Origin of the sequence: Curvibacter lanceolatus ATCC 14669 (genome assembly GCF_000381265.1) — a bacterium.
GTDB classification, from domain to species: Bacteria; Pseudomonadota; Gammaproteobacteria; order Burkholderiales; family Burkholderiaceae_C; genus Curvibacter; species Curvibacter lanceolatus.
Map to the genome: position 1 here is coordinate 186077 of NZ_KB906264.1, position 8007 is coordinate 194083.

General features: G+C 57.3%; 8 protein-coding genes and 1 pseudogene. 1 reads left to right on the forward strand and 8 read right to left on the reverse strand.

The features are described from left to right. Window positions 1–36: 36 nt before the first annotated feature. The 5 genes from F624_RS0120385 to F624_RS33560 form a co-directional block, all read right to left on the reverse strand. Window positions 37–918, reverse strand: coding sequence for a plasmid partitioning protein RepB C-terminal domain-containing protein (locus F624_RS0120385; protein ID WP_019576201.1), 882 nt, complete (start codon window positions 916–918; stop codon window positions 37–39). After that, window positions 915–1817 (reverse strand): plasmid partitioning protein RepB C-terminal domain-containing protein, encoded by a 903-nt coding sequence (locus F624_RS0120390; RefSeq protein WP_019576202.1) that lies wholly within the window; start codon window positions 1815–1817, stop codon window positions 915–917. The genes F624_RS0120385 and F624_RS0120390 overlap by 4 nt, the downstream gene beginning before the upstream one ends. Next, entirely contained in the window at window positions 1814–3334 is a 1521-nt protein-coding gene (locus tag F624_RS0120395; RefSeq protein ID WP_019576203.1) for a recombinase family protein, read from the reverse strand. The genes F624_RS0120390 and F624_RS0120395 overlap by 4 nt, the downstream gene beginning before the upstream one ends. 198 nt (window positions 3335–3532) lie before the next feature. Next, complete coding sequence (locus F624_RS34925; protein ID WP_157443539.1) at window positions 3533–3958, reverse strand: hypothetical protein; 426 nt, start codon at window positions 3956–3958, stop codon at window positions 3533–3535. 48 nt (window positions 3959–4006) lie between these two features. Further along, window positions 4007–4921, reverse strand: coding sequence for a M24 family metallopeptidase (locus F624_RS33560; RefSeq protein WP_157443540.1), 915 nt, complete (start codon window positions 4919–4921; stop codon window positions 4007–4009). Window positions 4922–4990: 69 nt separating this feature from the next. On the opposite strand from F624_RS33560, the pseudogene F624_RS0120405 reads away from it, so the two are divergent. Then, window positions 4991–5281, forward strand: a pseudogene (locus F624_RS0120405) (FCD domain-containing protein); the annotation flags it as partial. 153 nt (window positions 5282–5434) lie between these two features. Here F624_RS0120405 and F624_RS0120410 read toward each other — a convergent pair. The 3 genes from F624_RS0120410 to F624_RS0120420 form a co-directional block, all read right to left on the reverse strand. After that, window positions 5435–6337 (reverse strand): helix-turn-helix domain-containing protein, encoded by a 903-nt coding sequence (locus F624_RS0120410; protein WP_019576206.1) that lies wholly within the window; start codon window positions 6335–6337, stop codon window positions 5435–5437. 549 nt (window positions 6338–6886) lie between these two features. Beyond that, window positions 6887–7537 (reverse strand): 3-oxoacid CoA-transferase subunit B, encoded by a 651-nt coding sequence (locus F624_RS0120415; RefSeq protein ID WP_019576208.1) that lies wholly within the window; start codon window positions 7535–7537, stop codon window positions 6887–6889. A gap of 17 nt (window positions 7538–7554) precedes the next feature. Next, window positions 7555–8007 (reverse strand): 3-oxoacid CoA-transferase subunit A (locus tag F624_RS0120420; RefSeq protein WP_019576209.1); only part of this gene is annotated, 453 nt, incomplete at its 5' end.

Consider the following 8007-nt stretch of genomic DNA (forward strand, 5'->3'; position numbering starts at 1 on the left):
CTGACAAGCGGCCCAGGCACGCTGGTTTCCACCAGCTCATCCCTCCACGGTTGTCATCTCTACGATCTTGCCGAATTCCTCCAGAACCTCTGGGAAGTGACGCTGCATGTAGCGTAGTACTCGGGAGTTGTCGATCAGCTTGACGATGTACCCGCGGGCCAACATCAGGTTGAGCATGTCCTCGCTGTGCGACTGCTCGGCTAACTTGTACTGGCCGAGCAGATTGGACATCTCGTTTTCCATTCGTGCCACCTGTTCGCGCGAAAGAGCGGCAGTACGGTGCGTCTTTTTGCCTCCAACCAACAACTCCTCAGGCGTCGCGGCCAACATCGCGCGTGCATAGCTGGAAGTGACAGTATTGGCAGCAATCATGAGTTCAGCACATTCGACTTGGCGGGTTGGCTTCATGCGTCGCAACACAACCGTCAATTCTGTCGAGAACTGGCGGTCCTTCAGGATTTCTATGACCTCGTCACAGATTCCTGCCAGAAGATTGCCTTTCTTCTGGAGCAAACTCACGTCGATGCTCAGCCCTTTGGCCAATTTGGCTGTCGAGATGCCGCGGTCGAGCGCTCGGCGGATCATGAGGTGTTCCTGAATCGTCGAAAGGCGGTTGAGTTGGTTGTTGTAGGTGAAAGACTCGTCGTCGGTAGAGACCAGACATGGAGTCTCCGTGAGCCCTAGCTCCTTCATCGCCATCAAGCGGAGATGGCCATCCAGGACGAGGTGGTGCGACGTCTTCTTGTCCACAGCAGTCACGATCAAAGGCTCTATGAGCCCGATCTCTGCTATCGATTCCTTGATCTGCCGGTATTTGTGCGTTGTCGTTATCCGTTGGTCAAGTTTGACCGACGGCAAGATGCTCGTGATTTGGATCAGAAGAGGTTTGGGTAAAAATCCTATGGTGGGTGATGTCATATACCACCTCCTCCACGCGAAACGCGTTCAGCAAGATATTTGGGCAGCGTGTCCAGCCCTTCCAATCGAAGAACGTTGACCAAGTTCTCATCAGCTAGCATCTTCCTCAGGGCGCCGTAGACAAAAAAAAGCCGCTGCTGCACCAGCGACGATTTCCGGATCATGATGCGTTGGCGCTCAACCTCCGTCTTGTACGCCCTGACTAGGCTGGAGGATGTGACGTTTGGTGTCTTGCTAGAAGGGGCTCGCGCAATAGATTTTCCAAGGAACTGACGGCGTTCCACCAGTTTCCTCACGTACATCAACTGCTGACCACGGAGCTCTCCCGACTCGTAGGCCTCCTGCATCGCCACCTGCACGGCTTTATCGTCTTCACCCGCCCCAACGATGAGAATGGCAATCGTGATGGGCATTTTGCCCAGTTCGACAGCAGCCAGTAGGCGCTCCTCTCCTTTGTCGACCAACTCCAGGATGTGCCGCACGTAGGTTTCGTGCAGGTTGGTCTTGCTCGCGATGTTATTGATTGAATAGCCCTTGTCCCTCAGCAGCGATATCCCCCTCAATAGTTCCAGCGGCTGGTGCCGACGACGGGCCACATTTTCGGCAAGACTCATAACGAACGCGTCTTCATCAGAAACAATGACGACGAGTGCTGGGATTCTTGCCTGCCCCAACCGCTGGAATGCTTTGAAACGACCTTCACCGCAAACTAGCGTGTACCGTTCTGCCCCGTCCTCGCCTGGGCGGGGAGTGACGGTGATGGGCTTTTTCAAACCAATGGCACTTATGTTCTCTACGATGGCACTGAATTTTCGCTGATCGCGTTCACGCGGATTCAGAACATCGATCCGGTCCATCGGGATCATGCGCAACTCTGGCAGTGTCAACGCATGGGTCATGCTGCTCTCCGCAGGCGCGTACGGGCCGCCATCCCATAAAGGTAATCGAGGTTGTCAAACCGATAGTTCTCCAACTCCACTGGATTGCATTCACCCAAGCTGATGCGGGGACAACCGAAATCGAGCCGTGGCAACAGGTAGTAGTCCAGTGCAGAGGTATTTGCAGGTGCAAGGCGAACAGCAACCGTGAGGTCTGGCGCTAACCCAGTGTCGAATCGCATTTTCCAGAAGAGTTGACCCGACTCGCGCTGTCTGCAACGCGCCAGAACGATGGAGACGCTGAACTCCTCGTTTACGAAGAGTAGGTCGGTGGCCGGATCTCGCTTGATATGGCCGCCCAGATCGGCCATCTTCTCCTCAGTTTGAAGCACGATGGTAGGGTGGAGGCGGCGTAACTCTCGGTTAATTTCGATGTACTGGAAGTCGCGGGAGGGTACGAAGCCAACGAGCTGGTAAGCACGAACCAAGCTACCGAAGCGTTGGGTGTACACGGAAGATGAAGGCATGCCCTCCGTCGAGTTGATGATCAGCCCCGATAGCGCCTGGCGATGCTTATAGAGATGCCGCAGCCGATCAATTAACTCTTCATCGGAAATTCGACGTGAACGTGCCCGAATGATCCCCTGCGCGGTGTAGAAGTCTTCCTTTGCCACGATGGCGGGAAAGGCGTCCTCTTTGCGAATCCACATATCCGATGGGTTGACGATCCTTTGCTTGTGCAGCTTGAAGGACACCCGGTTGTAGACATTGCTGCCGATGTATTTTTCGTTAATCAGAATTTCGTGTACTGTTGCCCGGCTCCACTCCCTCCCCAGATCGCTCAGAATCCCTGAGCTGTTCAGTCGTGCCGCAATTGCTGCTTCAGATAGGCCGTCGTTGACGAACCATCGATAGATGCTTTGAACGGCTTGCACCTCCTCGGCCGGGCCTGGGACGAGCACGACGCGGTCTGTCTGCAAGCTCTTGTGTTCGCCTCGTGCCAGCTCTGCCTTGTGCGCCCCTGTCTGGTCCACCAACAGTCGGCGTAGCCCGAAGCCAGCTGGGCCGCCCTGGCGATAACCAAGCTCGATGAGCCGGCATTGACCTGCAAAGACCTTGGTGGAGAGCTCCCGGCTGTATTCACCTGCCATGGTTCGCTTGACACCTTTGACGATGGTGGAAATGGGGGAGCCATCGTTCTCAAACTGCTCGGCGCAATAGATCACCTGAATGCCCGCGCGCTTGCACAAGTACTCGTAATACGCGCTTTCATCGGCGTCCTGAAAGCGCCCCCAGCGACTAACGTCGTAGACGAGCACCATGGTGAAGTCCACGGTACCCGATTCCACATCTTTGATGAGTTGTTGCAAGGCAAGCCTACCGGCAAGTCGAAGGCCGCTCTTGCCTTCGTCCGCATAGGTTTTCACAACCTCAATGCCACGGTGTTGCGCGTACTCTCGAATGCGGGCGACCTGGTTGTGTGTCGAGTATTGCTGATGCTCGGTTGACATCCGGACATACTCCGCAGCTCGGAACATCGGTTGACCGGTTTGCGGCGATTGCAATGGGCCCGTTTCCATAGTGCAGCTCCTCAGCACGCTTGTGGTATCGAGCTACCAAGTCTCCGACCTCCTGACATGAGAGGTTCAAGAATGGTAGTGGCGGAGTAACGCTACCAGCACATCGCCGTATTGGCGATGAAGTCCTCTCTTTGCAATCACCTTGCGGCGCTGTGTTCAGGACATCAAAGTCATCTGAACAAGCCACTCTTGGCGTCCTCCCCATGTGTTTGGGGTGATAGCTACGAGCTTGAAGAGTCCGGTCACAGGCAAGCCAGTGGGTGACGCGTCACTGTTTGCAATCAACGGATTGCCCTGTGTCGGCCGTCTCGCATTCCTCTGACTCTGCTTTTGCCTGTTCTTCGCGGTGTAGTCTGGGTGGGCTTCGCGGTATTCACGCCAGTAATCAGGATGATCCTTGCGCCAGTTCAACTGCGCTTGAGCCTGATTCTCATGGTAATCGTGGTCGGTCTTGCGCTTGGTCTTTTGCCACAAGCGTTTGCGCGACTTTTGGCAGTCGGACTTTTCGCAATACGACTGCCGTGGGGCTTGAGGTCGGGGCTCGAAGGCCTCCCCGCATGCGCTGCACCACCGTTTTTCCATGGAGAAACTCCGTTTGAGGGCGGACTCGATATTTCGTCAGGTGCCACCTCAAACTTTGATTCTTTTATTCAAGCTCAATGCGCGTTTTGTTAGGTAGCTGGCAAACGGATGACGAACAGTCGTCTTTCCAATGACCAAAGCGTCAATGGCGATGGGTGCTTGCGTCAGACAGCGGTAGCCGTCCTCGGTCAAGAGGACGGTATCGGAATTCCGGTAACCACCGACGCCAGCAGTGTAGATCCCGGGTTCGATTGAGATCAACATGTTCTTCCTGAGCACATGCGGGCTACCCACTGCAATCCATGGAGGTTCGTGATTTCCCAGGCCGAAACCATGCCCACATCGATGTAGCCTTGTCCGCCAATCGCCAAAGCCCTCTGCGTTCAAGAACACGTTGACTGAAGCGTCGATGTCCTGACAGGCCACACCGGGTTGGATCATCTGGAACGCAATTTCCCGAGCACGTGTCATGGTCGCAAACACCTCGCGCTCCTCGGTGGTTGGGCCGATCGTGAAGAAGGCGCGTTCGCATTCCGCGGCGTACCCATTGACGCGCGTAAGTACCATCGCCACATGGGGTCCCGCACCCAGGCGGTCATCCATGCGCGGAATGGAGTGAGGTTCGGCACTGAGCGGTGCTGGCCATGCGGCTGCAATCACCTTGGTTGCCAGTGCGTCCCAGTCTGGTACCTCTCGGATGATCTTTCGCATCAAGGTCTGGGTGGGGGCGTATGTTTCTGCCACGGAGCCGCCGTGCCAAGCGGCACGCATGACCTGCAGAACACCCCAATCGACATACCGCGCGGCGCGCTCAATCTGCTCAATCGCCCACTCCGACTTCACCATTCGAATTTCAGCCAGAAGGTCTGATGGGTGATCTTCTGCATTACTCAGCACCTCACCGACCATGAATGGAGTGCCGTCATCAAACAAGAACGAACCTGAAAGCAGATTGCCATCCAACAGCCGCTCGGACCAACCCTCCCCAGAGGGCGCAGGATACTCCCTGTAAAAACGGAGGGCTTCACGGCTCACCGAGCTTTGTTCGATGCATGTACGGCTCCACTGCTGCAAACCATGTTGGAGACGATGATCGACATGCCAATCATCGTGAGATCATTTTATTTGTCCACTCGCAGCGAGTTGGAGCAAAGCTTGCACCACCAACAGGATGTGACGGTGGCCGCAGAGGCTGGCGATGGTGAGTTGGCTCGACAAGTCATGCGATTGCACTTGCGCATTTCCTACCATCGATTCATGGTGCACCGCGATCAGTACCGTGATAGCTCGAGGGTTGCCATAAACAACGCGACGCCAAATTGACGCAACATTCAGGGGAGGCACACACGGCCCAGGTATGTCAGTACCGAATTTGTCCGTCTGCGCCTATGCCTACGCTCGCATTCGACTCGCAGCCATCAGGCAAATCCCGTCGGACAGCGCCTTAAGAAGGGATTCTTGCCCAACTTGGGAGGTTCATTCCGACATGGCCGGAACGCAAGGCTTCTGCGTGGCTACACGGCGAAATTCTCGGGGTGCGACCCCATAGCGTTGCTTGAACGATCGACTGAAATGAGCCACGTCGTTGAAGCCCCAGGAATAGGCTATTTCGCCTATTGAGCGCGCTCCCAGCGTAGGTGAAGATAGGTCGTTCCGGCACTGCTCGAGTCGCTGAGACCATACACGCTTCATTAAGGACTCTTTGTCGCCAGCAAACAATTCATACAAGTAGCGTGTGGACAGGCCGACCGCTTGAGCCACGCTATTGGCATCCAACGCGCTGTTTCGCAAATTGTCACGCAGGTAATCCGATACGCGCTGACGGTGAAGCGCTCTAAGGCGCGAGGGCGTGGACGCCAACTGGCGAGCCGTCGAGCTGAACGCAGCCCCCAGCATAAACGGCAATGCATTTGCCAGATGGTCAGCCTGGAATTCATCAAGCGTGCTTGCGCTGGCGAACAGGTCATCGACGAAGTTGGCCAAGACGTGAGCAGCACCGCTGCTGCAGGACACGGCTGTAGCTGTCAGGTTGTCAGCTTCCGGGATAAGCCGGCGCAAAGAGTCAGGCTCCACATACATCGATTGGGTGTAGATGTGCTCGGTCTCAATGGAAAAAGGTCGGGCCGGATCGATCATGAAAAGATCACCCGCGCGGATTTCAGAGGAACGTCCTCCCTGCGCGACATAGGCGACGCCCTCGCGCTGCAAAGTTACCAGCCAACGGGTAGGACGCAGGAATTGCTGCGACCGAGTGAGGTGTGGAGAAAAGCGCAGTGCGGCGAACCGCAGAAGGCGGCCGCTGTAGGCGGTGATCTGCGAATGAAAGGCAGCAAAATCCTGTTGCTCGACCGCCAGATCGACTGCAAAGAGCTTATGCATGGCATCCGCAAAGACGCCTGGCCCGGGGGCGCCCTCAAATGAGAGACTTTGATAGGGACTCATGCGAGCGGGTACGGACAAAATTTTTAAAACTGGCTCTGCGAAGTGTGCAACTTACGCAGTAACGGCGATACCTTGTAAACCCTCGGTTGCTTCATGCGTGCGTCCCCGCTTGGCCCCATCAGCAAGGAAGAGGGATACGACAGTGCACGGGAAAATGAGTGTTGACTTCCTCACCCGATGAATAAGCTGGATCACGTTCGTCTCCCTGACGCGAATGCCTTGAGTTGTGGGACAACTTGGCCAAGGAGAGCCTCTTCAGTTGCATGAGGACCGAGCGAATTGCCACGAAGGTCTGCCCCGACCGCGAGCAGACAGTTCTCACCTGAATTGAAGGCGGATACACCCCGGCGCCGCCACAACAGCCAAGGCGACATCTCCCTCCTCAACCTTGAACAGAGCAAGCAGACCACGCTTCATGCTATGCAAGATTGCGGTGTGCAGGCGCAGAGAACAACCGAAGCGGCCTGCCCATCAAACCCGAACCCGTCAAGGGAATCGGCTCAGCGCCAGACCGATCAATCGTTCAAGCTCAGCATGTTCCAAGCCAGGCACGATATCAATCACCTGCAGGCCGTTGGGAGTACAAGCCAGTGTGGCCAGATCGGTATATACGCGCTTCACGCAACTGATGCCAGTGAGTGGATAAGTACAGGTCGGCACGATCTTGCTGGCCCCTTGCTTGGTCAGCAAATCCATCATCACCCAGGTCTGCTTGGCGCCCACGGCCAGGTCCATGGCCCCGCCCACGGCCGGAATGGTGCCGGCCTCGCCGGTGCTCCAGTTGGCCAGGTCGCCGTTGGCCGACACCTGGAAGGCCCCGAGCACGCAGATGTCCAGGTGGCCGCCGCGCATCATGGCAAAGCTGTCGGCGTGGTGGAAGTAGGCCCCACCCGGCAGCAGGGTCACGGGCTGTTTGCCGGCATTGATCAGGTCATAGTCCTCCTGGCCGGTGGCGGGTGCCGGGCCCATGCCCAGGATGCCGTTCTCGCTGTGCAGCACCACCTCGATGCCGGCGGGCAGGTGGTTGGCCACCAGGGTGGGCTGGCCGATGCCCAGGTTGACATAGGCACCGTCGAAGATGTCTTGCGCCACGCGGCGGGCGAGCTCGTCTTTGCTGCGTCGTGTGTAGGGGCTCATGGGGGATGTCCTCGGGTTCAAAGGGCGGCTTTGAAGCCACCGGCCTGGGTGGCGGTGCGCGCGATCTTCACGACGTGCGAGACGAAGATGCCGGGCGTGACGATGGCCTCGGGGTCCAGCTGGCCCAGCTCGACGATCTCGTGCACGGTGGCCACGGTGCGTTGGGCGGCGGTGGCCATCACGGGGCCGAAGTTGCGCGCGGCCTTTCTGAAGCAGAGGTTGCCCCAGCGGTCCCCGCGTTCGGCCTTGATGAGGGCCACATCGCCATGGATGGGGTACTCCAGCACATAGGGCTTGCCGTGGATCATGCGGGTCTCCTTGGGGCCGCCGTCGGGGTTTAGGGCCAGTTCGGTGCCGAAGCCGGTGGGGGTGAAGAAGGCGCCCACGCCAGCGCCTGCGGCGCGCAAGCGCTCGGCCAGGTTGCCCTGGGGAACCAGTTCGAGTTCGATGCGGCCGCTGCGGTAGAGCTC

Excerpts from the sequence above, each read along its gene's own strand:
- F624_RS34925 (WP_157443539.1), bottom strand. The coding sequence starts at position 3,958 with ATGGAAAAACGGTGGTGCAGCGCATGCGGGGAGGCCTTCGAGCCCCGA.
- F624_RS0120410 (WP_019576206.1), bottom strand. The coding sequence starts at position 6,337 with ATGCATAAGCTCTTTGCAGTCGATCTGGCGGTCGAGCAACAGGATTTT.
- F624_RS0120415 (WP_019576208.1), bottom strand. The coding sequence starts at position 7,537 with ATGAGCCCCTACACACGACGCAGCAAAGACGAGCTCGCCCGCCGCGTG.
- F624_RS0120395 (WP_019576203.1), bottom strand. The coding sequence starts at position 3,334 with ATGTTCCGAGCTGCGGAGTATGTCCGGATGTCAACCGAGCATCAGCAA.
- F624_RS0120390 (WP_019576202.1), bottom strand. The coding sequence starts at position 1,817 with ATGACCCATGCGTTGACACTGCCAGAGTTGCGCATGATCCCGATGGAC.
- F624_RS0120385 (WP_019576201.1), bottom strand. The coding sequence starts at position 918 with ATGACATCACCCACCATAGGATTTTTACCCAAACCTCTTCTGATCCAA.